Origin of the sequence: Arthrobacter sp. MYb227, from assembly GCF_002975435.1 — a bacterium.
In the GTDB taxonomy this organism is placed as follows: domain Bacteria; phylum Actinomycetota; class Actinomycetes; order Actinomycetales; family Micrococcaceae; genus Paeniglutamicibacter.
Window position 1 is genome coordinate 295,824 of sequence record NZ_PCPT01000002.1, and the last position, 23,632, is coordinate 319,455.

12 protein-coding genes and 1 tRNA gene are annotated in these 23,632 nt (G+C 50.9%); 9 read left to right on the plus strand and 4 right to left on the minus strand.

Going from position 1 to position 23,632, the window contains the following annotated elements:
• Nucleotides 1-32: 32 nt before the first annotated feature.
• Entirely contained in the window at nt 33-1,421 is a 1,389-nt protein-coding gene (locus CQ018_RS05345) for an SLC13 family permease (protein ID WP_181149746.1), read from the minus strand.
• Nucleotides 1,422-2,196: 775 nt separating this feature from the next.
• Here CQ018_RS05345 and CQ018_RS05350 point away from each other — a divergent pair.
• The 4 genes from CQ018_RS05350 to CQ018_RS05365 all read left to right on the plus strand — a co-directional run bounded on the left by CQ018_RS05350 (nt 2,197) and on the right by CQ018_RS05365 (nt 6,368).
• A complete protein-coding gene (locus CQ018_RS05350; RefSeq protein ID WP_105548951.1) occupies nt 2,197-3,321 on the plus strand; it encodes an ABC transporter substrate-binding protein in 1,125 nt (374 codons plus the stop codon).
• A 92-nt stretch (nt 3,322-3,413) separates the two neighbouring features.
• The gene (locus CQ018_RS05355; RefSeq protein WP_105548952.1) at nt 3,414-4,697 is read left to right on the plus strand and encodes an acyl-CoA dehydrogenase family protein; all 1,284 of its coding nucleotides are present in this window, start codon (nt 3,414-3,416) and stop codon (nt 4,695-4,697) included.
• Nucleotides 4,698-4,839: 142 nt separating this feature from the next.
• Nucleotides 4,840-6,057 (plus strand): cytochrome P450, encoded by a 1,218-nt coding sequence (locus tag CQ018_RS05360; RefSeq protein ID WP_219843998.1) that lies wholly within the window; start codon nt 4,840-4,842, stop codon nt 6,055-6,057.
• A gap of 239 nt (nt 6,058-6,296) precedes the next feature.
• Nucleotides 6,297-6,368: transfer RNA gene (locus tag CQ018_RS05365), tRNA-Gln, on the plus strand.
• A 619-nt stretch (nt 6,369-6,987) separates the two neighbouring features.
• Here CQ018_RS05365 and CQ018_RS05370 read toward each other — a convergent pair.
• Nucleotides 6,988-8,262: an MFS transporter gene (locus CQ018_RS05370; RefSeq protein ID WP_219843999.1), complete on the minus strand. Its 1,275-nt coding sequence runs from the start codon at nt 8,260-8,262 to the stop codon at nt 6,988-6,990.
• Nucleotides 8,263-8,269: 7 nt separating this feature from the next.
• Between CQ018_RS05370 and CQ018_RS20015 the strand changes: the two genes are divergently transcribed.
• Complete coding sequence (locus CQ018_RS20015; protein ID WP_181149780.1) at nt 8,270-8,425, plus strand: hypothetical protein; 156 nt, start codon at nt 8,270-8,272, stop codon at nt 8,423-8,425.
• A gap of 324 nt (nt 8,426-8,749) precedes the next feature.
• The gene (locus CQ018_RS05375) at nt 8,750-10,186 is read left to right on the plus strand and encodes an MFS transporter (protein WP_105548954.1); all 1,437 of its coding nucleotides are present in this window, start codon (nt 8,750-8,752) and stop codon (nt 10,184-10,186) included.
• A 38-nt stretch (nt 10,187-10,224) separates the two neighbouring features.
• Here the strand turns inward: CQ018_RS05375 and CQ018_RS05380 are convergent, their stop codons facing one another.
• Both CQ018_RS05380 and CQ018_RS05385 read right to left on the minus strand, forming a co-directional pair.
• Nucleotides 10,225-10,824: an NADPH-dependent FMN reductase gene (locus CQ018_RS05380; RefSeq protein WP_105548955.1), complete on the minus strand. Its 600-nt coding sequence runs from the start codon at nt 10,822-10,824 to the stop codon at nt 10,225-10,227.
• Nucleotides 10,825-11,298: 474 nt separating this feature from the next.
• The gene (locus CQ018_RS05385; RefSeq protein WP_105548956.1) at nt 11,299-13,698 is read right to left on the minus strand and encodes a UvrD-helicase domain-containing protein; all 2,400 of its coding nucleotides are present in this window, start codon (nt 13,696-13,698) and stop codon (nt 11,299-11,301) included.
• 379 nt (nt 13,699-14,077) lie between these two features.
• Between CQ018_RS05385 and CQ018_RS05390 the strand changes: the two genes are divergently transcribed.
• The 3 genes from CQ018_RS05390 (at nt 14,078) to CQ018_RS05400 (ending at nt 23,607) form a co-directional block, all read left to right on the plus strand.
• Nucleotides 14,078-16,561, plus strand: coding sequence for a hypothetical protein (locus tag CQ018_RS05390; RefSeq protein ID WP_105548957.1), 2,484 nt, complete (start codon nt 14,078-14,080; stop codon nt 16,559-16,561).
• Complete coding sequence (locus CQ018_RS05395; protein WP_146111820.1) at nt 16,527-18,002, plus strand: hypothetical protein; 1,476 nt, start codon at nt 16,527-16,529, stop codon at nt 18,000-18,002. The genes CQ018_RS05390 and CQ018_RS05395 overlap by 35 nt, the downstream gene beginning before the upstream one ends.
• 112 nt (nt 18,003-18,114) lie before the next feature.
• Nucleotides 18,115-23,607, plus strand: a complete 5,493-nt coding sequence (locus CQ018_RS05400; RefSeq protein ID WP_146111821.1) for a hypothetical protein — start codon at nt 18,115-18,117, stop codon at nt 23,605-23,607.
• Nucleotides 23,608-23,632: the final 25 nt, after the last annotated feature.

Below are 23,632 nucleotides of genomic sequence, written 5' to 3' on the forward strand. Positions count from 1 at the left end.
TTGAGTCTTAAAACAAAAGGCTGATCTTGGTTCTACGCGTATACGGGCCATACGAGCGGGACGATGACCATACACACAACAAAAGCCATCACGGATAGCGGTAAACCGCTGCGAATCCAGTCCACGAATTTGATGTTGCCCGGTTCGGCAACCATGATGTTTGGCGGCGTTGCAATCGCCGTGAGGAATGCGCAGGAAGCTCCAAGAACTACCGCCATAACCAACGCGCGTGGGTCGCCACCGATACCTGTGGCTAATGAGATGGCGATTGGCGCCAGAATTCCAGCAGCCGCGGTATTGGACATGAACTGAGTCATGATCAAGCTGATCAGGAACATCCCACCAATCAACACGTACGGATTTGGTGATCCGCCGAGCATTTTCACTAGAACATCAACAATGAGCTGGCTGGCCCCGGTAGAAACTATGGTTCCAGCCAAGACCAAGATCCCACCCACGAAGAACAGCGTTGACCAGCTGATGCTCGATAGAGCGGTTTTCTCGGGAAGCGCCCTGGTCGCGACCAATACCGCGATCGCAATGATGCCAATGATGTAGGCGTTGATGCCCGTCTGCTTTTCTAGAAGGATTCCCAGAACAAAGGCTCCAAACATGCACAGGGTCAATATCTGGTGCCAGCGCGGAACTGCGGGAGTCGCAGTTGCGGGGGTGTCTTCGCCGCGGGAAGCGGCCAGTAGAGCTGAATCATCCGTGCTGTATCCGATGCCCGAGGAGCCAGCGCCCGCCGAAATATTGACGCTGGCTTTTGCTGGAATACCAACAGCGGCGGTGACAAGGGTCTGTGCCGGGAGCCAGCGCCGCCCAATGGTTGCAAGGTAGAGCGTGCAGAGTATGGATAACGGTATGCCAACCCAACCAAATTCAAAGAAACCAAAGGTTCCGGCCCCTGCCGCTTCTAAGGCGCCGCGTCCAATGAGGTTATTTGGTGAACCAATGAGCGTGATGAGCCCGCCGACACTTGATGCGTAGGCAACCGGCAGGAGCAACCGGCCCGCAGCAATACCGGTAGTTTTTGAAATTGAGAGGAAGACCGGCAAAAGTACGGCAACGACTCCAAGGTTTGGCAACACACTGGACATCACAATGGTCACCGTCATGGCGAGGACAATGATGAACGCTTCGGAGCCTTTGCCGAAGCGGTCGGCAAAAACCTGCACCGAGTCACCAATAATTTGGGCAAGCCCTACTTTGAAGAATGCGCCACCAAATACGAAGGCACACGCAACCAGTAGCATGAGTGGATCGCCGAGGACCAAGAACGCGGTTTTGGGTTCCAAGATTCCGAACAACACAAGCGCCACCGGAATCAAGAGGCCAATGACTCCGATGGGGATCTTGTCTGTCATTAATAGGGCGATAGTTGCAACCAGAACGAGCAGGACAAAGATCGATGGAGCCATAACGGATTTTCCTCCGAAACAATGAATGGTTTTTCCAAGCATTTGGTAACGGGAGTCACATTTGAAGTGGGGTTCGACTATCGCCGCGATAGGGGTTTGCCCGACGCCCCCTCGCGCTCAGGGCACCCGGCCGTGGCGAGGGGGCCGCGCCTTGCTACTGGCGAGTATGTGGAGGGCGCCGGCGTCACGGGCCGGGCCGCCGGGGTATTGCCGGGCTCAGTCTCGAAGCCTGCTGCGGTGCGTCCAATCCTGGACTTTCGGCGCCCGAGGGCTCGGGCGGCGCTCTAATTGAGGATGTGCCGATACCGCAGAGGCTAAATATTGGGGTCACATTTAGGTGGCTGGGTAGCGCCCGTCGTGGGCGGGGGTGGCGAGTGGGGGCAAGTTCCCCGCCAGTAATCAGTGATTTCCGGGGGTGCGCCAACCGAGCGATAGCCTTTCCCGATCACAGTGCCAAGGCGTGCGCGCTTTCGCGGTGTGATCAAACTAACAATACTGAGTGTCAGATTAAGCGCCTCAGTCCCACGGACGCGGTGCTGACATACCGAATTGAAACGGTTGCTGCGATTTAGCTCGAGCGCCATAAGGAAAGCCGTAGTGAGCAGGGTTGAATTTTGCTTATGAGGCCCGATTAGTTTCGAAGGAATTTCAGACACCGATGCAGAGGCAGCAGGCAAGGGAACGTCCACGCCCGTTGTGCTCGGTGAGGTTTCCTAGCGGTGTTGAAGTCAAGGAAAGTTATTCCATTTTTTCAATGTAGAAAAGGCGTGGAGCAATGAACAAGGCAGGAATCTTCGGATCAAACAAGAGTGGTCTTCTTCTTCCAGCGAGCGGTGTTTCACGCCGATCTTTGCTGAAATTTGCGGGGCTTGGCGCTGCTGCCCTCGGGTCGGCATCGTTATTGACGGCCTGTGGTGGAGGAAGCAGTGCTCCGGCCGGAGCTAAGGAACTAACGAAATTCGTCATCTCCTCGGTTCCCGGTGACTCGTTCATTCTTGATGCAATCAATGTTGCCAATAAAGACTATGCAAACCATGGTCTGGACGTGCCAAAGCACATCAACCCTTCTAGCGGTGTCCAGGGCTTCCAACTGCTGACGGCCGGTGCTGTCGACGGAATGGGTTCGGACACCCTAAACCTCATGGCAAACCATGCAAACAATCAAGGTGGCAAGCGTCCCGTGCTGATTGGATTCCGAACCAAAGAAACAACCTACGGAATCGTACGTAGCAAGGCAGGAACCTGGCCCGCGGCCGATGCAAGCTTCGAAGAGAAGATGCGTTCCTTGAAAGGAAAGAAAGTTGGAGTAACTGCCGTAGGCGCTGGTGGTGACCTGCAATTGCGGCTAGCTCTTGAAGAAGCTGGCATGAAGTATGAAGACGTTACGGTGCTTGCCGTCGGTCTGACCGCACAAGCAATCCCGAATATGAATGCCGAACGCATCGATGCCTACGTCGGTGTTCAATGGACGGCAGCACGCTTTGTAGCGCAGGAAACCGGTGGCGCGATGCTCGTTGATTTTGCTGAACCCAGTGTTCCATCGATTGTTCGCGATCAAGCAGTAGTTGCTATTACCGTGCGCGAAGAGACCGCACAGCAGCAACCCGAGCTGGTCCAGCAATGGGTAGCGGCGCAGAATGACGCAAGCGAGTTCATGCTCAAGGACAAGGCTGGGGCTGCGAAGATCCTCAACGATACGGGCCTTGGCGGACAGGGGGCCGAGATTGCCGCAGCCTACTTAGAGCACTACGCAGCGCAGGTTCAACCGAAGCTAAACCCCATGTTCAAGGCGGATCGCGAAACCGTTGAGCGCATGGCAGCAGTGGGGGAGCGCTTTGGCAGCATCGGTAAGGGTGCCATCAAGTACGAAACCTTTGTCCCAGAATTTGCTCGGGCTTAGTTGTAAGAATCTCTGGCCAGCAAACTAATGCTGGTCCAAAGCCACACCCCCATGGAACTTAGCTTCCGAATAGTTGTAAGGAAAGTACTTCAATGGAATTCGCATTAGATGAGAAGACCCTGAGCCTGCAGGAAAATCTGCTCGATTTCATGGAATCCCACGTTTACCCCAACGAGCGGGCATTCGCTGATGAATTGGAGGCCATGGAAAATCCGTTTGCCTTCACCCAGTCGAAGATCCTGCAGGGACTGCGGGCAGAGGCGCGCGGTCGGGGGCTGTGGAACCTATTTCTCCCGGGTGCCGACGGTGCGGGGCTTACCAACGTCCAGTACGCAGCACTTGCCGAAATTACCGGGCGTAGCCCCATGCTTGCACCGGCATCCTTGAACTGTGCAGCCCCAGACACCGGAAATATGGAGTTGCTGCACCAATTTGGCAACGCAGAGCAAAAAGAAAAATGGCTCACGCCGTTGCTCAATGGCGAGATTCGTTCGGCCTTTGCCATGACCGAGCCGGCAGTTGCTTCTTCGGACGCTACAAATGTTGAGATCAGTATCGTGCGAGACGGCGATGAATATGTGATCAATGGACGCAAGTGGTTTATCAGTGGTGCCATGAATCCGGATGCCAAGATCTTTATTGTCATGGGCAAGACAGATCCGGGAGCCGAGCGTCACCGACAGCAATCCCAGATCTTGGTCCCACGTGAAACACCAGGTGTCATAGTCACTCGGGCCATGGAAATCTTTGGCTATGACGACAGGGAAAGTGGTGGGCACGCCGAAATTGAGTTCGCAAACGTCCGGGTGCCGGTCGGCAACCTGATTGCCGGAGAAGGGGATGGCTTTGCCATTGCCCAGGCTCGCTTGGGCCCGGGGCGTATTCACCACTGCATGCGCGCCATTGGAATGGCCGAACGTGCACTAGAAATGATGTGTGAGCGCGCAGAACTACGCACCCCATTTGGTAAGCCGCTGAGTGAACAGGGAGTCATCCGTGACTGGATTGCGCAATCACGCGTCAAGATCGAACAACTGCGCCTGCTGACATTCAAGGCGGCATGGCTGATGGACACGGTGGGCAACAAGGGAGCTCACACCGAAATCCAGGCAATCAAGATTGCTACACCAACTGCCGTGGAATGGATCATCGACAAGGCGATCCAGACCCATGGTGCAGCCGGACTATCCCAAGACTTCTTCCTGGCGGCTGCATTCGCCTACAACCGCACGCTGCGCTTTGCCGATGGCCCGGACGAAGTCCATAAAAATGCGCTCGCTCGTCACGAGCTCAAGCGCCAACGTGGCCTAATCGAGGCCCGTGCGGCACGAATTGCTGCAGCACAAGAGAAAAACTTGGTGCTGGGAGCAGTTTAAGAAGTACGAAGCAAGATTCTGGTTTGACCCGTTGTCACCCACGGTTCTTTGTGGTGGCATCAGTCCATCGTTCGGGGGTACTGGGTACATGACTTGTACCCCCGAACGATGGGCACTGAAGCTCTAGGAAAGGTTGTGGGTTGTGACGACGATTTCTCGTTGCCCGGTAAATGAAGGCGCAATACCTGTATTGGATGATGATCCATTTTCATCAGAAATTTTGGAAAACCCGTTGCCATTCCAAGAACGGTTGTTGGAGGCCGGCCCGGTTGCCTACCTGTCAAAATATAATGCCTACGCGATAGGACGATTCGACGAGCTCTCAAGTGCGCTCTCGAATTGGCAGGAATTCATTTCCGGTGATGGGGTCAGTATCCGGGAGCTAGAAGCTCCCAAGGGGCTACTGCAAACCGACCCACCAATGCATGACGCCCCGCGCGAGGTCCTCCAAGAGATCCTCTCGGCACGTGTGCTGCGCAAGCTCAGGGACGATTGCATGGCCCGAGCTATAGCGCTACTCGATGCTCATCTCAATGGCTTTGAGGTTGGAGCCCAGGTCGAGATCGACGGCGTGAAGGATATTGCCGCAGTGCTACCGGTGAATTTCTTCCCGGATGCCTCCGGGATCGATGAAGCAGGAAAAGATAAGTTCGTTGATTTTGCTGATCACAACTTCAATACGGCAGGACCCTACAACGACTTGGTCAAGGCGGGGGAGTGTAAAGCTTCCGAATTGGCCCAGTGGATGGTGCAAAAATGTCAACGTGATGCCTTGAAGCCCGAAGGCTTTGGTGCGGATATCTGGGCCGCCGCGGATCGTGGGGACATTCTTCCAGACCATGCACCATTGCTAGCAAGTTCTTTGATTGCCGCGGGTGTTGATACGACAATTTATGGCATCTCTGGGCTCCTGTATGGTTTGGCGACAAATCCAGACCAATGGGAAAAGCTTAAGGAAAACCCCGGGCTGGCACGCGTCGCCTTTGATGAGGCTTTGCGGTGGTCTTCCCCGGTCCAGGCAATGTTCCGTAAGACAACAACGGACGTGAATATTGGCGGAACCATCATTCCCGCTAATAGCAGAGTCATGATGAGCTACCCAGCAGCAAACCGGGATCCCCGTAGGTGGGAGAACCCAGATAAGTTCGATTTAAACCGTGACCCTTCGGGACACCTGGCATTTGGCAGGGGAGTGCACCAGTGCGTTGGTCAACATGCCGCACGCTTGCAGGCCGCTTGCTTGCTCGAACTGCTGATTGAGCGTGTTCAGAGCATCGAATTGGTTGGCCCGGTGGAATACCACCACAACAATGCGCTTCGAGGCTGGGCTGCGGTGCCGCTTCGCTTCACGCTTTGCTGACCCACTAAGCCGGGAGTCGGCGAATAGATAGGGGATCTATTCGCCGGCCCCCAATGGTTGATGGAACCCTGGTAAACGGTGATTTGGCCGGTGACCTTGCCAGCGCTAAGGGTTGCGTGTTTTCAGGAATCAGAAGCCAATTAGCCCTTATCCGGAAACTTGGGTAGTATCTATCGTCGTGTTGCGGCGCTAATTTGGACTTCGATTTACCTCGAAAATCAGCTTAGAAGGCAACGCATTGGGGTATGGTGTAATTGGCAACACAGCAGTTTCTGGTACTGTCGTTCTAGGTTCGAGTCCTGGTACCCCAGCTCAATAAATAAGCATTTTTGACACCGATTCGTCGGTGTCTTTTTTGTTTTCTGACGCCGGTGCGGGGCGCCAGAAGGGCTGAGCATGGGCTTACCCAAAGGGAGACCCGCTGAAGCCGGTCGTGTGGGCCGGTTCGTAAGCGCTCCTGATGCCGACAAGAGCATATGCGGCACAAGGCAACACGATGCCCCTCAGTCGTTTGTTGTATCTCATGTCTGCATGGCGACGCGCTATAGCAGCAGGATGGGCCCGTCAGCGCGAACTGCGCCCGAGCGGTGAAGGCGTCTTACCTGAGATGCGACGTTGGGGCTGCCTGCGAGGTGGGTATGCAGGCCCCCAATTGGCCGTCCAAAGAGGAAACCCATGTGTGGAAGAGGGCTTCAAGATATTGAGGCTAGGCAGTCGATTCTGAGGTGTCTTTCGAGCAACGGCTCGGGGCTCTGTGGGCCAGGACCCGCTTCGTGGTCGGGGAAAATAGCGAATGGACTTGCTGCCCGGCACCGATCAAATATCGCTTTTTTGGGGTTGTGGGTCTCGGGCCACATGCAAAAGGGTCTTGGTCTGGATAACTACGATATCCAGACCAGGACCCAAGCCAATGTTCCCCGTGGAGAATCCTTATGCCGAGTGCGAGACTTCCTTGCGGGCCTCGTACACGGCCGTGAGTTCAAGCAGGCGTATGCGGGCGCGTGCCGGGTTCAGCATGAGGCCACCGATGACACCGAAGACGCAAATCACGATGCCAACAATGAAGAACCCATTTGCATAACCCTCGGTTGGGGTCGGGGCGTTTTCAACGATGAGTCCCAGAACATAGGGAGCCACCATACCTGCAACCGAATACACAGCGACGATGCAACCAAAGAATGATGCACGCTGGTGTGCCGGTAAGAAGTCAGAAGCACCAGCAAAGCCAATGGCAAAGGCAATCGAGTTGATCGAGAACGCTGCAACGACCAGAACCAGCTGAAGCGTCCCTGGCTCAACCTTGGTAAAGCTGATCATGCATACCCCTGCAAAGAGCAGGAATGCGGCAGTCAAGTAGGAGCGAGCGGCTCGTGAGGAGAAGCCACGCTTGAGCATCCAACCCGAAAGGGCACCGCTAGCCAAGAGCAGAATTGCTGCACAAACGTAAGGGATGGAGACTAGGACACCAACCGTCTGCATTGAGTAGCCAAGGCCTTCGTTCATGAAGGCTGGAAGCCAGGTGACCTTCAATGAAGTGATTAGGTAACCGGCGAATGAAAGCAACGCCAGTCCCCAGAAACTTGGGAGCATCAGCAGGCGGTAGAAGGGAACCTTGATGTCGCCGTTTGGATCGACTGCTACTTCTTTTTCTTCGAGTGTCTCGGGGCGCTTCTTGAACGGCAGCTTGTCCGCAAAGAAGAACCACATGATGATCCACACGACGCTGACGGCCACGAGGAAGATGAAAGATGCGTGCCAGTCCCAACGCAGGATGATCCAGGTCAGTAGCGGGGCAGCAATGAGTGGGCCGAGTGAGGTGCCGGAGGTAACGATGGCTCCTGCCGTGGCACGCTTCTCTGGTGGGAAGAGTCCATGCACGATCGACTGACACATTGCGTGAGCCGGGCCTTCAAAGAAGCCAAGCGCAATGCGGCTGGCAAACAGAACGCCAAATGTGGTTGGCACTGTCAACGGAAGCATGGTCAGGATCCAGGTGAACATCAAGATGCCCATGGCCCAGGTGTAGGAAATCTTGCGGAAAGCCGCGGTGAGTACCACTGCACCAATCGCGAAGAGCCAGAAGAAAGCACTTGAAAGCAGGCCGTACTGGCTTGCGGTTAGACCCATGCTTTCGCGGATTGGCTTACTTGCCAAACCGATTGCGGCTTTATCGGCAAAGTTGAGCATTGAGAAAATCAAGAGCATAAGAACAATGCCCCAGTATCGCTTGCTTGTAGGCGTGCTTGACTGGGTGGCACTGCGCCGGGGGAGCGCGGTCATCACCAAGAAGGTCTCCTTGTATCTGGAAGTCAATGAACGGAAGAGGCCTTGTGACCTAGCGCACATCACTTTCCTCACCTACAAGTAGAAGCGCATGCCTGAAATCCTTCAATGATTCAAGGGCTATCAGGGTGATTATCCGAAAGTGTCGGCAGTCACAAGATTAGTCGTTTGACGCAATTTTTACTTGGTTCGGCGCATGATTTAAGGCTCACCTTAGTCGTGCTTTCATCTACTGTCAGGTAGCTGACGGTAGACCGTTGGCCGAAAGTTTGACTGTGGGAGCGATAGTAACTGTTGTGGGCTGTCAGGCAAGGGTGAAGCTTGTCGATAGCGTGAGTGCTCTGGCTGGGGATCGACTTGGGGGAGGGTGAGTCTTTCGCCCAGCTATGGCAGGCTCTAGGCTAGGAGCATGCCGCAGGACGAGCTTCCAGCTGCTGGCGCGGAATCTTCGAATACCAACTTTTCCGCTGCAACGGTGTCCCCGCCAACGGGACAACGTACGTTCATGCATGTGCTGGTCAATACGGCCTTGGCTAATATCATCACGAGTTACCTATGGTTCGCATTAACTTTCTGGGTGTATTTGGAGACCCGCTCGGTGCTAGCCACCGGACTCATTGGTGGGGCCTACATGCTATTGGTTGCGTTCTTTGGCCTCTTCTTTGGTGTGCTGGTCGATCGCTATCGAAAACACGCGGTGATGGTTGGCTCAACCTTGGTTACAGTTGCATGCTTTGCTCTGTCACTGGGGCTGTTCATGCTCGTTCCAGAATCTGAGCTGATGAGCCTGACGGGAATCTGGTTTTGGCTCTTTGCCTTGGTAATCCTCATTGGGGCAGTGGTTGAACAACTGCGTAACATTGCGCTGTCCACCACCGTGACTCTATTGGTACCTGCGGAACGACGCGCCAATGCCAATGGCCTCGTTGGTACGGTGCAAGGACTGGCATTCATGATTACCAGTGTCTTTAGTGGTCTTTCCATTGGCATGCTTGGCATGGGCGGAACAATAGTCATTGCGCTTCTGGCTTGTGTTATTGCGTTGGTGCACCTGCTCTTCCTGAAGATCCCTGAGCCGAAGGTCGTCCGTGCCGAGGAGCGTGAGAGCTTTGCCGAGATACGCGCGGGGATTGCCGCGGTCCGCACAACGCAAGGCCTGTTTGCGCTGATTTTGTTCACCACCTTCAATAATCTGACCGGTGGAGTCTTCGTGGCACTCATGGATCCCTATGGGCTGACAATATTCACGGTAGAGGTCTGGGGCATAGTGCTTGGGGTGACAGCCACCGGATTCTTGATTGGCGGCGGGCTGGTTGCGAAATTTGGGTTAGGCAAAAATCCCATTCGGACCATGCTGATCTTGGTGATCTGTACCGGTGTATTGGGAGCTAGTTTTACGATCCGCGAATGGTGGTGGATCTACGCGGTGGGCATTTGGCTCTTCATGATGCTGATCCCCGCGGTGGAAGCCGCGGAACAAACTGTCATACAAAAGGTGGTGCCCTATGCTGTCCAGGGCAGGGTCTTTGGCTTTGCCATGACATTTGAGGCCGCTGCAGCTCCGATTACCGCCTTCATGATCGCCCCGTTGGCCGAATTTTTGATTATTCCCTATATGAAGTCCGAGTCGGGGCAACAAAGTTGGGGTTGGCTATTGGGAAGTGGGGATGCCCGAGGGATCGCGCTGGTATTTCTCATCTCGGGTATAGCTTCGATCGTGCTGGGGCTTGCGGCATTAAGTACTCGTTCGTACCGTCGGCTATCGCTCGCCTACGAAACCGCGGTGCCGAGCGCACCGGTTGAGCCAGATGCCGAAAGTGAGAGCGGTTCTGCGGGCGCGGTTTAGAGACGGGTCTTGACTGATGGATATGGCCGCTGAATAATTTAGCGCCTCGGAGATTCGGGATCGCCTATATGGCCCTCGGCGTTGGCGTCGAGCACGCGTTGCACAAAGGCACAGTACTCGAGCATGTAGTGCTCGAGGAATCCACGGAGCGAATCATCGGTGATGGTGCCGTCGGGTTCAAAGACTCCGGGCTTGAAGGTGAGGTAGACCTCGGGGGAGCTCAACTGTGGTGCATCAAGGAAGCTGAGGACACTGCGCATATGTGATTGCATGACTGCGGTGCCGATGGCACCGGTTGATGCACCGATGACGCCAGTGGGTTTGCGTGCGAAAGAATTGGTACCCTTCGGACGCGAGGCCCAGTCGATAGCGTTCTTCAAACCGCCAGGAATGGAGCGGTTGAATTCGGGAGAAATGATGAGGATGCCATCTGCGGATTGAATGGCATGTTTCAGCACTATTCCCTCGGGCGGGTAGTTTTCATCGTGATCCTGACTGTAGAGGGGCAGATCCCGAATCGGAATCTCAGTGAAAGTGAGATTTTCGGGTGCCAGCTTGATCAGTGCCCGGGACAGGATGCGGTTGATTGATGTGCTGGAGAGCGAACCAACTATGTAACCAATGTTGTAGGTAGCCATAAACCCAGTTCAGCACTCGTAATCCCTCAAGGCTAGAGGTGCTGGGAATGCTATAGGTTAGTGGCGTCCAGAATAAGCAAGTCAGCAAAACTTTGGACAAACGATTCCAGGAAGACACGAAGCCTGAACACTCGGGACATGTGACTTCTGCAGTTCTCTGGAGATCGATAGATGCTTCACTGCGCATGACCTGGGCACATCCTTAGCACAAAAGTCTATTTGGAAAAGTCTGATTGCCTAAGATCGGGCTTTGCCTCACGACTCGAGCCACCGTCAGTTGCTTGAGGAGATTGAAGATGCAGTTGAGCGAGCTGTTGTCTTGGGCCCTGTTATTGGCAGAAGTCCCCACAAGCAGCAGAACTTGAGGCGCGGCCCACGAGGTCGCGGAGCCACGAGACGTCAAAAGCGACAAGTGGTGCCACCGTTATGGCAGTTACTCCCGGTCTGACGGTGACAAGGAGTAACTGCCCTAATTTACTTAGGCGTCTGAGACTTCAGCATATTTAGCGCCTCGGAAAGAATCGCAAGCTGAACATTTGTCCCGTAGAACTTCAAAATGACATCACTTAGATACAAGGCATTTCTTCGCACTAGCTCTTGTTCTACTGGGCTGAGGTCTGTATCGTGACCGAGGATGTCTAAAGTTCGGTTGCGTTCGTCCACGCTCTTGAGACTAGGCATCGGTTCCCGCGACTTGGGCATACCAGCTGGTGTCGGTACTGGAGGGCTTACCACATCGGGGGTATCCATAGATGCTGCGCCGTAGTCGGCCCCATGGTGAACTTCAGAAATAAAGACATCTACTTCAGTTGTTGATGATTCTTCCCTGGTCGGTACTACGTTATCGATGACCTTGATTGTAGTGAATGCGTCTGCAATAAGCTCAGGCACACGCCCCGAAGGACACAACACATCAAGCCTGCTGGTAGTGCGTGTCAAAGCAATATATAGCAGTCGTTCTCCGTTGTCGTCCTCAAGTATTCGTTGGGGATCGACGACTATGATGGAATCAAATTCCAGTCCTTTGGAATCGCTCGGGGTTACAAGGTTGATTGATTTGCCCAGCTGACCGGAACTTGAATCACTCCAGATGAGTTCTTCCTGACTGAATGCTTCCTTGATTTCGTCCCAGCGTTCCTTCTGTGCGATGACTCCAACAAATCGTCCTTTACCGCTGTGATGGCTGGCGACCTTGGCGACTTCTAGCGCCAGTTGGGCATCTGGCACATCAAAAAGTGTTGGTATGGCATTGGCAGCTCGAACAATAATCGGTGCCCTCAGATCAGGCGCTGCGATTGGTAATAAGCGCGCGGCAATGTCGAATACTTCTCGTGGCACACGGTATCCATGCTCCAATTCCTCCACCCGGTAAGGTAGCGCAGATTTGAGTGAGGAAATAATATCGGCCCAGTCAGCTCTAGCGAATGCCCCCGTTGACTGGGCTACATCGCCCACGATGGTCATTGAACCAGTCTTCGATCTGCGACGCAGCGCCATAAGTTGCATAGGGCTAAGATCCTGAGCTTCATCGACAATGATATGGCCATACAATTCGGAGCTGCCCGTCATGTTTTCGTTGGCCTCATCAATAAGCGCAAGGTCGGCCAAAGTCCATGGTTCTTGGTCCATACGCGCGGCTGCAGATCTGTAGAGCAGATCGACGACATCCGATTCAAAGACTTGATCGATAGCGGTGCGAAGCCGGTTTTTTGAGCCTAACAATTCACGGATGAATTGAGGTCCGCTTAACTTGGGCCACATTTTATCGACGGCTGCTTCAAGTGACGCCGGCTCGAGAACATTTGAAATGTCTACTTCGCCGCGTGTGCCAACTTGAGCGAGACAGTGCTGCAGGAGCCGCTCACGTAGTTCACCGCGCCCTTGACCGTACGGAAGATGCCTAAGTCTATTCACATCGTCGGTGATCAACTCTGGGCCAATGTTAATCGTCACGGCTGAGCTGCGGCGTCTAATTCGCAGCGGTGATGAAGGTACTTTGATTCGGTCATTTAACCCATTGGCAATAACATCAGCCATTTCTGCTCGGCCTTTGAGGCGCTCCGCTGCATCGCTGTCGATTCCTCGAACCGGTAATGAACCGGCCATCAACTCTTGAACTGAAGTTTGTCGAATGTCCTTGTCACCTAAAGCAGGGAGAACATGCTGGATATATTTTGTAAAAGCAGGGTTGGGACCAACCACTAACAGATCCTGAGCAGTCAGCTTGTCGCCGTAATTATATAGGAGCCAAGACGCGCGGTGTAAAGCAACGGCGGTTTTTCCGGTGCCTGGACCACCCTGAATAATAAGTAATTGGTCTATGTCGGCACGCATCAATTTATCTTGAGACGCTTGAATGGTCCGAACTATGTCCTGCATTTGGCCAGTTCGGCCTTCAGCCAAGGATTGGAGGAGAGCATCGTCAGCATGAAATTCTCCGCCGAGATCCTCGAGACGAGCAGCCAACTCCACAAAAATTGTATCTTCGAAAGACTCAACGTGGTTCTGAGAAGTTGAAAAGATTCGCTTGCTTTTCAGTCCCATCTGATCATCCGTAGTGGCTTGGTAATAACACTTCGCAAATGGGGCTTTCCAACTTATTACTAGACGGGTGCCATCTTCGGAAAGAATAGGAACCTTGCCAACATAAATATGGTCGCCGTCGTCTAGCTCTACCCGCCCAATAGCGATGGCGTCGTCTATTTGTAGCGTCTCTGCAGATTCAAGGTGCGTTTTCATAGCGCGACGTTCGGGGCCCGACCCCATAGTACTTTGAAGACGTTTTCGCTCGAGCAGGTTACTCTCGTAGACCTCTCGAGTTTCATCAAAAAAGGTCTGTTCTTTAGCCAAATCACCCGAATAATCATCCTGCATTCTTCGGTTCCCCCTTGCGCCTTCAGTATCAAAATAAACCTAACGCTCAACAGTTTATCTGTGAGCACAGTCAGTTTGAGGCGATAGACGCATTAGATGCTCTAAGCGTCCAAAAGAAGATCAGCTTAACCACATAAAACACTTCTTTAGAAGATAGTTGCTATAAATAAGTTCAATTCTCGAATATATATCTATGTGCAAATGTTCTGGCTAGGCGGTTTACGCTGAGAGTCCCCCCGATCGAAGCAACTAACTGATATAACTAGTGAATGGACCGTGCGGGTGGCTGCTCTGGCAGGCAAGAATTCAAGGGAACGTCAGAATTTCACTCGTCAACGCATCAAAGCGGCAGAGCCGCGGATAGTGGGGCAACAAGAACATGGCTGAAACGACGGTTGCTGGCGTCTGGACTGACAGTGAACTAGAATCCTTGACCGACGCTTATTTGGTGATGCTCCACTCGGAAATAGAAAAAGAACCCTTTAATAAACGGCAACACAACATTGCCCTGCAAGAGAAGATCAATCGTACTCACGCTTCAATTGAATTTAAGTTTTGCAATCTAAGCGCAGTGCTTTTAGATTTGGAAAGAACTTATATCAATGGATATAAACCTCGAGATCATTACCAGCAAGCGCTTAAAGACCTTATTCTGAGGCGTTTAGATGAATTTCCTAAGGCATCTACTGAGCAGATGAACAAGAGAACTATGCCGGTCGAAGACCCGAATTCTAAAATCATAGATTCTCAGACAGGAGCGTCTTCTAGCAAGTCCGTCAATGAGGGTTTCCTTCATTCAAAGATTGCTTCAGATTCCATCACTCTAGATGTCAAGCAAGATAAGTTCAGCAAACCGAATGATATCTGGGATGCGTTGACTGCGCTTTGGGAACGCTCAACGGGAGGCTCCGGTGTTGCTGATAGACCAGAAGACAGTCACACGAGTCGTATGCCGATTGCTCCTCGTCCTGCTGGAGTAGAAGAAGCTTCCGTGTGGTTTGGTCAGAATCTGAAGGATGCGACGATCCCAAGGTTTCTATTTCTTGTAGGTGGGCCTGGAGCAGGTAAATCGCATACTGCAAGCTACTTGGTCAAAGATCTCGAAAAAATTTCGCCGGGTGATGATGGGCTTGCCCACCGGAAATATACGTACAAAGTAGGAAACCATCGCTTAGACCTAATAAATGACGCCACGATTCCGTCCGATGGAAGGAATTTGGGACCATTGGTCCAAGACCTGCAGGAATCCATCGCTGATGAGAACCACGTCATAGCTTGTGTGAATAGAGGAGTGCTCATTGAAGAAACTAATCATTTCGCGGGGAAGGACCTCGCTGAGCTAACGCCAGGCGAAGTGATAACGAAATGGCTTGCCTCAAACGAGGCAGGATTTCTTCCAGACCAGGAGTGGAAGATATACAGCGATTTGAATCTGGACTATATTCAGTCAGGATTCCTTTCACATGGATCCCGAAAGATCGCTGAGATTGTAGCGGTCTTTGTAGATGTTTGTTCGTTATTCGAGACAAAACCGGTTCCACAGCTTGACCACAACAATGAATCAGCGATGACCTCCTACCAAAGTACTTATGAAATCGCTGATTTTTTTGCTCGATCAGATATTCCAATTGAAGATTATCCGGCAGGTGTTCTTTTTTCAAAAATAGTTAAACAGTTATCAACGCTTGATTTTTGCGATGTAGATGAGAGGTTTAACCCAATCGCTGCGAATATCGCTGCGCTTGGTACTCTGCCCACTCAACGATCACTGTTATCGATAGTTAGAGCGTCAGAGATAGTCAGTGGCCAACGATTTACATACCGCGAGGTATGGGGCGTAATTGCACGAATAATTGTTGGCGGTCTTACTGAGACCATCGAAAGTTCGAACCTTAAAGAACACGTGTATCAAATGAAATCCGATAATCGAACGGAGATCGATCACTTTAAACACATGAGGAAGCTTGCTGCAATTCGTTATAATCAGTCGCTCTTTGGAATAGGTGATATTACGAGCTCAGCGAAAGATGATTCAAAGCGAAATCCAGTAACACGATTGACTAGCAGGGTTGACCCTATGCGCGATGCAGTGGCCGGCAAACGCTCATCAGGCAAGAACAAGGGCTGGGCTACACCTGTAACCGAAGCTTTCTCAGGCCCGGCGGTGGCCGGTTCCCCCCTGAAGACCCTCGAAGAAATCCTTGGTCCTGAGGACCTTTTTTCCGAGATAGTTCAACCGTTCGACCGAGAGCTTGACCACGCCTTTGCGACAGTGATGAGTGTCGATACGTTGCCAGAGTCGCAGAGGTTTGAGTTCATTCATTGGTATGGCGCGTATCTCGGAAGGCTCTATGCAGTTACCCACGGAATACCTGCATTTGAACGAGAAGTCGCGCTCTGGATCGAGGCTTGGTATTCAAAGCCCAATCTTCCGATGGAGCTCGAAAGCGGGTTACAGACTCTACTTCGACCAAAGAGGAATCCTCGCAAGGAGAAATCGGCGTCCATGATCCCGCTGTTTGATAGTAGGACTAACCCGATCGTGGGTAACCAGATTGATCCAAAACTTGCGTTGCAAACTGTTGAACCGGACATGCGGACGAGGGTCGACGGAGAAGAATTATTTCTCATATTAAGTGAAAAAACTGAAATTATTGCTTTAATGCCATTAGATTTTGCATTTGTTAGAGAAGCGACATCATGCAGTCAAGATTATGCCGGTATGACAGAACTTACTGAAACAACTTCTCCAAGACTTGAAAGATTTAGAGCTTCATTATTGGTTCCAAAATTTCTTAAACATGAAAATTATCGAATAGTTGATGGTCTTGATGATAGATTCATTACTCTTAACGAAGATTGAAAGTGATAAAATGACTTCTGATGCCCGTAGATCATTATTTCTGTCGATGAATAGACCACAATACGTATCGGTTCCTGAAGGTTTTATTTCGTCTTTGGCTTGGAAACTATTTGATTTCAATGAGCCTCCCACGTTAGGCGCGGGAAAGAAACTTGCTTTGATGTACAAAGTTGAGAAAGATACCAAATCTACTAATCTTTCTGTAACCACGACGGCTCCAAAAGGACATGACGGACACAGCGCCTTCGGCGAAGTCCTCAAGAACTCGGGAATCGGGCCATACAATTTAGACCCGATACTTATCGCTACTGCAGTTTCAAATAGCATTACTGGAATTCGCGCTGAGAAAAGCACCATGCAAGCTGCCAGCCCATTAACCCCAGGGATCGCTTTGCTGCAAAACATGAGGGGAGTTCAAAAGTCTCAGAGCCCACCGGATTTAGCGGGCATCATTGAAACACTCTACCGTTTGGGTGCACCTCACGGATCTCAATCTCAAAGTGGAGTCGCAGAGAGATGGTTGGACGCTTCCAATCGAAGACTTGGTGCGGATGCATTACTGGCTGCCATGGATAAATCAGCCAAGGAAAACCTCTTGCTGAGTGGTGTCAAATTGAAAGTTACTGAGTTGCCTTCCGAATTTATCGGAGGGCTTTTTCCAAATACACCATTTACATGGTTCGCCAGAATATGGGATCGTCTTACCGGGCCTGACTGGGTAGATGCACTTCCTGCGAGGGTTTGGGTGGATTGGGCCACGACCGTGTTGCGGCTTGCCTATGGAATGGGCTTTCTGTGGGAGGCAGCTTGGTACGAAACTTTTGCGAGAAGAATCCTAAGAGGTGAACCATTCACCCGTGAGCAACTCCTCAAGGAGATTCCTGCGGCCCTGCCTTGGAAATCTTCACGGTCCACGCAGTCGGTGCGGGATGTTGCCTCGGTGTTGCTTCGGAGAGTTCATGTCGGCGGCGCCGTAAGGAAGCTTGTCGACAGCTGGCTGTCCACAGCAGAAACTAAATCAGGCAATTTATTGGCCACAGAAACCGCAATCACACGAATGATGGGTGACGGCGATTTTCGAAAGCAATTGACAGTTGCATTGGGAGGCCAGATGAAAGCAGCTCCAAATACGTGGGAAGCTGTAAAATACGCATTGCTGACTCGTGATGTTGCGGGGCCCTTTGCCGACTATTACGGGATGCTTCGACAAAATGGTCGTTTTCTTACAGTTTCCCCTGGAACAGAATGGATTGCCGTAGTGGCTAGTCTTTCCTGCGATCGGCCGGGTGGCGAAGCGAATGTGGGGCGCCTAATGGGTGATCTTCATGAAATGGGGCTGAACCCCCAGCTGTCAGATGTTATTGAGCTTTTGGAGCGTGCTGGGTTAGCTCGTGGCAGTGCAGACGCCGATCAAGGCGTCCTAATAAAGAGCGCGTTCTAGAAACGAGGAAAAAGTGATCGGAACAATACTCGCAAAATGTCTTCTGGGCATTGAAGGGCTGAACGCTGTATACCTTCCTGAAGGCGTACCAGTTTCTGTAGGCGTGGAGCTAGTGCGACGAGCCAATGAAGAAGAAACTAGAGCAGATAATTACTCTATTTTGGTCGTGCCTGAAGGAGTTGAAGAAGGAATGTCGTCCGCGCAGGCTTTGCAATATCGTCAAGGAAATCGATTAGCAGTTGTTGTTGGGCGACATCCTGATCTAGGTTCCTTTAATCAGTCTTTTCAAGAAGTGCTGGGGTTGAATTATCCAGATCAGGCTAGAAACAGCGTAACGCTTCAGAATCTTTCTAAGATGGCGGTCGAAGAAGTGATATCGACTGCAGGCGTCGAAGCAAGCGAATTTTGGGATCCTAGTTTTTCACGGGAGTTTGTAAACGGATGTCTAGAACGTTCCGCAAAAATCCATGAAAGCTTGCTTGGGGGAACCGAAAGCTGGAATGCATTGTGGTTCGAACACGTAAATATAGGTTTTGAAAATCTTGCCGAAAAATTATCACAGATGTCATCGTCAGGAATTATGTTAGATGATTTCTTTAAAAATTACACTTATGCTTCATTTGGATTTTCTAAACCAAATCCTCTATCAAAAACAATTATTTCAGCTGCGGCCTTCGTGGATGCATACAAGACCTACTGGCTAGATCAGCAAACTATTCTGGAATCTACCCACTATCTTGAGCACCACCCCGAGTGGGGTGGCGTCGGTGCACACCCAATGTCCACTGTTAACTGGGACAACTTTGATCAGACGCAAGCATCTGTTGGAAATCTCAGCCTCGCATTCGTAAAATATATGAATTCAGATCCTGTTGCACTCGATTCTTTGGTGCATTTTACTGATTCCCAGTTCCTTAATCCAGCAAATAGCAATTCAAAGAATCCGAAACTTACTCCATTTGACGAATTATTTAATTCTTTAAGTATTGGTAATGACTCAGAGTTAGGTCCTTTTATTGCTCAAGCAACAAGAGCTGACTCTAGCGTTCAGGTCATATCTGAAACTTTAAGAATTAAGATCCCTGCAATTTTGGACCATTTCGATGGTAAGGATTCAGGTACAAAGGCAGATCTACGTTCAACTACGGCCAAAACTTCGTGGAGAGGCGTGCTCGAAATCGATGAAAACGGGGAAGTCTGGGCATGCGGCAATATTGAATGGAATATAACTAAATCTACTAATTTAGTTACCCCTAAAAAGATTAAACTTGTGGTTAGCGTTCCGTTAGATGACCCTCTGCAAGGGAAAATCAACTTGAATGCTTCCATCGAAATTTCTATGGTCGTAATGGAGCAAAGCGGGATATTGGCGGTTCCTCTGCGCAAAAATGGCTCTATGGGCAAACCTACGCATTGGTTTCTGGATTCGGATAACCAGGAAACAACCGCGATAGAGCTTGATTCCAACATTGAACGCTATCGATATGTGGCCTGGACCCCGGATCGTTTTCTTCACCCAACGCTTGAAGCACACCCGATGGAGAAACTTCACAACCGGCCGAATTTTTTTGTCGCTGAAGAACTCACCACCGAACTGAGCCTACTTATCGTTGGGGCACAAACGTTTGAGTGCCGTTCGGCAGAGAGTAGTAAAGCTAGCCACTCGCCCATAGTTACGGCAATTTCTAATGGCCGACCATCACCAGATCCATTGAGTTCCGTCTCGATGAATTCGGTACGGGGTATATATGAAGCTTGTTTTGTTCGTGAACACGACAACGTAAAGTTTCTTGATTCCTTGGGGCATCTGGTTGTTGCGCAAGATAGAGAAGTAGATATTTTGCCAGACCTTGAAGCCCATTCTCAGGGACTCCTTATGTCTGGCAGCTTGCGTGGAGTATGGAATCAAGTCTCAGATTTCTCGGTACCTCAAGAAATTCTGGAATCAGAGGAAGCTCGTGAGTTTCGACGCTGTTTCTTGGGACTTGGGATAGAAAAAAGGATTGATTCAACAACCGGAACGATGAGCTGGCTGCCATCGAAAGCTTCCTGGCGCGAACTTTGGGAAGATGACCAGGGCCGAGCTTCATTGGAAAGCTACCTTGAAGCGTACGCTGAATTAGTTTTGGCCGCCCGACGAATCGGTAACGCTGCCGCTTTGTTCTGGGCAACCTACCCTTTTTCTATCAGTGTTTGGCAGACTTTGGAAGCAACAAGTGTTGCCGCGGTACTATTAAGCCCGTTGCACCCGATACGGTTGGCATGGCTGGCTGGAGTCGAATCTACTCTCTGGCATTCAACATTGTCTAAGCATTTAGCTGGGACTGTTGAAGGATGGAATATTCCGTTCATTGGACCGCCAGAATCAGAAGATGGACGACTGATCGCTGTGCCCCTAGAAGCCGGTGAAGATCAAGTATTTCTTGGGTGGTCAATGCTTGTTCGGACTTCGATCGAGGTACCTAGAATGCTAGTAGCTCCTGAGCGGGCCGGAAACTTCACTTTGCCTGGTACAGCCGTAAGCGGCCTTAACTCAACGGCAGTTGCCGCAGCGCTGAAAAGTTACCGGCGTATGAATCCGCATGTCTCAACCATGACTATTGATCTGGCTGCTAATTCAGGAACAGCCAGACTGGGAGAAATCGACGAGGCTGTTCTTAGCGCAGTGCGCGAGTGGACTTCTAATAAGAATTCGCCGTTGCTTGGGGGAGCCCGAATTTGGGACTCCATTAAGCGTTCTGGCAAACCGCCCCAAGAGATGATGGCACGTTTAGTGAAGGCGACCAACGACGTTCCCCTCACTTGGTCGCGATATGTGCCGGATAACGCAGACAGAAAGCCATGTAATGTTCGAATTCTCCAAGATTCGGGCGTACGCGTAAAAATTAGTTCGAAAATAAATGGATCTCGACTGGGCACGATGGGACTCACACCCTTGCGTCGTTTTGAAGCATCCCTCGAACACTCCGGTGATCATAAGACTTCGATTTCTTCACCTACACTTCGTGAAAACCATGGGTGGGAACCACTGACTAGAGCAATTCGCGAGTTCGAAGGTGGAATTTCAACCACCACGCTCATTAACGCAAAGCTATTTCAGGCTAATTTGACTGATGCTTCGGCAGATTGGACGGTTTCTGGCGAATCGCTCATAAGCCCAAGTGCAATGTCTGCGATGGTTCAAGAAAATGGGTCCGGCGATCAAATGCTGTGGGAGTGGAGACCTCCATTCTTAGAGCCTTCGGGTGAAGTTCCAGCGTTGGAACGTCGCCCGTTCATTTCAATTGCGCGAATTCCAGAGGGATTCAAGGCCCAAATACGGAATCTTTTGAGCAAAGCTCAAGGAACTGAAGCGAGCGATTCATTAGTTCGATCGCTGCTGAGCACTCTCGGTGCTCGTGGCGTGGGCTTATCATCGATGCTTTCGATGGGAGGCACACACGCAGCAGGTGCACTTGGCTTCTATCTCGTATTTTCATTAATGGAGAAGCTTCAAAGTAACGAAGACTGTACATTGGTGCTTCCTATTGACGCGTGTGATTCTTTCCTTAGAGCATTGGCTAGCGGGGCCGATCACGCAGACATTGTGCGTCGTGCTGATCTATTGCTGCTAAGAATCAAGGATAAATCGTTGACACTAGCACCCATCGAAATCAAGTTTTACGGACTTAACGCAGAAAGTAACGGCGGGGTGCTGCCCGAAGTCTCTGACGCATCTATGAAAGAGCCACTTGAACAGGCAATGACGACAGCCAAGCTATTGGATGGCGTGGCAGAAACGTGGAAGAACATTAGGGTTTCAAATAATGCGAGCGATATTGCCCTATGGAGCAACGGCATAGCTGCACTCACAGAAGCAGCGATGCGCCTTCAACCAGCCAGTGCACATAACCCTGATGCCATGGCCAAAGCACTTTCGTCCCTTGCCGAAGGGAAATCTGATGTTGTTGTTGGCCGCCCGTTAGTTGCCTATTTCAAATACCAAGCAGTTTCCGCTAACGGTAACAGTTTCCATACCAGAATCAGCGTGCCCGAGTTACAGACGGACAAATCGTTTGGCCTTCTAGCGACAAATCCGGAAGCCGCGTTTGCTGCCTTAAGATTGGATGGAAGTAACTTGGTAGAAGAATGGTCGACACTTGTGGAATGGGCACTTGAAGACCGATCTAACCAGCTTGCCGAAGACAGTACTTCAGACGCCGCTCCGCATTCAGTCTCTGATGGCTCTAACGAGGATTCTACAAGCAGTTCGGGAAGAAACCCAAGGGAACAACGCAGCATTGCGAACGAGCCGACGTTACCTGAAAAAGTATCCGCTGAAGTACTTCCCAAACCAGAATCAAAGATTGATGAAGAAGGAACGGCTTCCGAGATGGATATGGAAACGCACGGTGAAGAGCCTCATTCACGTAAAGAAAGGGAGCGCGAAGTAGAATATGTCGATCTAGAAGTACTACCCAACTTCGAAAATGGTATTCGAGCTCCTGGAATAAAGTTTCCTGTCGGCCGTGTTATCGGAACAGCGGGTGAACGCTGGGCAGATTTCTGGCCTGGAAACACGGATCTCAATCAAATGAATATAGGCGTTGTTGGAGATCTAGGGACTGGAAAGACTCAACTTGTGCAAGCACTCATATACGGTCTTCGAAAAGAGGCTACCGTCGCCCAAGAGACGCCACTTTCCATGCTGGTATTCGATTATAAGCAAGATTTCCAGGAGCCTGAATTTTTAGAGGCAGTTGGTGGAAAAGTTCTTCGAATTAACCAGATCCCCTTGAATTTCTTCCAGCTTAGGGAGGGATACACGGCGATGGCTGCTAACCAGCGGACCAATGAGTTTATTGATGTGTTGGACAAAATCTACGGGGGCATGGGCCCTGTTCAGAAAGACCGACTCTCCACATGCATTATGGATCTATACAGGGAAAATAAGAAAAGCGCTCCGACAATTGGTCGAGTCCTTACGAGATACCTTGAGCAAGACGAAAAGCCAGATTCAGTAACAGCAATACTCAGGAAATTTGTTAACGCTGAGGTATTCAGTGAAGATCAAGAATCAATCAAATCATTCGAGGAGTTAATTGACAACAACGTTTTGATAGTTGCACTTAACGACTTCGGTGTCGATGATGAAGGTAAAAATGCGCTAGTAATTATGTTTTTAAATCTATATTATGATTACATGTTGAAGTCAAAAAAGTGGCCCTTTGTTGGCGATGAACCACAGTTGCGCCGCCTTAATTCATTTCTGCTTGTTGATGAAGCAGTAAATATTATGAAATATAAATTTCCTGTTCTGATGAACCTTTTATTGCAAGGGCGACAGTTTGGGTTTGGTGTGATGCTGGCATCGCAGTACCTGTCGCATTTCAAGAAAGATCAGGAAAACTATGGAGAACCATTATTGACCTGGTTCCTTCATAAGGTGAAGACTGTAACTGCAAAAGAGCTCCAGCAAGTCGGACTAAGTGAGAACTCACAGGAGCTAGCCGTGAAGATGGCGAATCTCGGAAAGCACCAATCCATCTATCGGTCGTTGGGCTCGAATGGAATAATCATCGAAGATATTCCGTTCTTCCGCATCATGGCCGAAAAGAACAAGTAAGTACGAGTTGGAAGTGAGGACTGCT

Bases quoted from the DNA above. Each gene is read 5' to 3' on its own strand.
- CQ018_RS05345 (WP_181149746.1), bottom strand. From the start codon at position 1,421: ATGGCTCCATCGATCTTTGTCCTGCTCGTTCTGGTTGCAACTATCGCC.
- CQ018_RS05350 (WP_105548951.1), top strand. From the start codon at position 2,197: ATGAACAAGGCAGGAATCTTCGGATCAAACAAGAGTGGTCTTCTTCTT.
- CQ018_RS05355 (WP_105548952.1), top strand. From the start codon at position 3,414: ATGGAATTCGCATTAGATGAGAAGACCCTGAGCCTGCAGGAAAATCTG.
- CQ018_RS05370 (WP_219843999.1), bottom strand. From the start codon at position 8,262: ATGCTCTTGATTTTCTCAATGCTCAACTTTGCCGATAAAGCCGCAATC.
- CQ018_RS20015 (WP_181149780.1), top strand. From the start codon at position 8,270: ATGCCCCAGTATCGCTTGCTTGTAGGCGTGCTTGACTGGGTGGCACTG.
- CQ018_RS05375 (WP_105548954.1), top strand. From the start codon at position 8,750: ATGCCGCAGGACGAGCTTCCAGCTGCTGGCGCGGAATCTTCGAATACC.
- CQ018_RS05380 (WP_105548955.1), bottom strand. From the start codon at position 10,824: ATGGCTACCTACAACATTGGTTACATAGTTGGTTCGCTCTCCAGCACA.
- CQ018_RS05385 (WP_105548956.1), bottom strand. From the start codon at position 13,698: ATGCAGGATGATTATTCGGGTGATTTGGCTAAAGAACAGACCTTTTTT.
- CQ018_RS05390 (WP_105548957.1), top strand. From the start codon at position 14,078: ATGGCTGAAACGACGGTTGCTGGCGTCTGGACTGACAGTGAACTAGAA.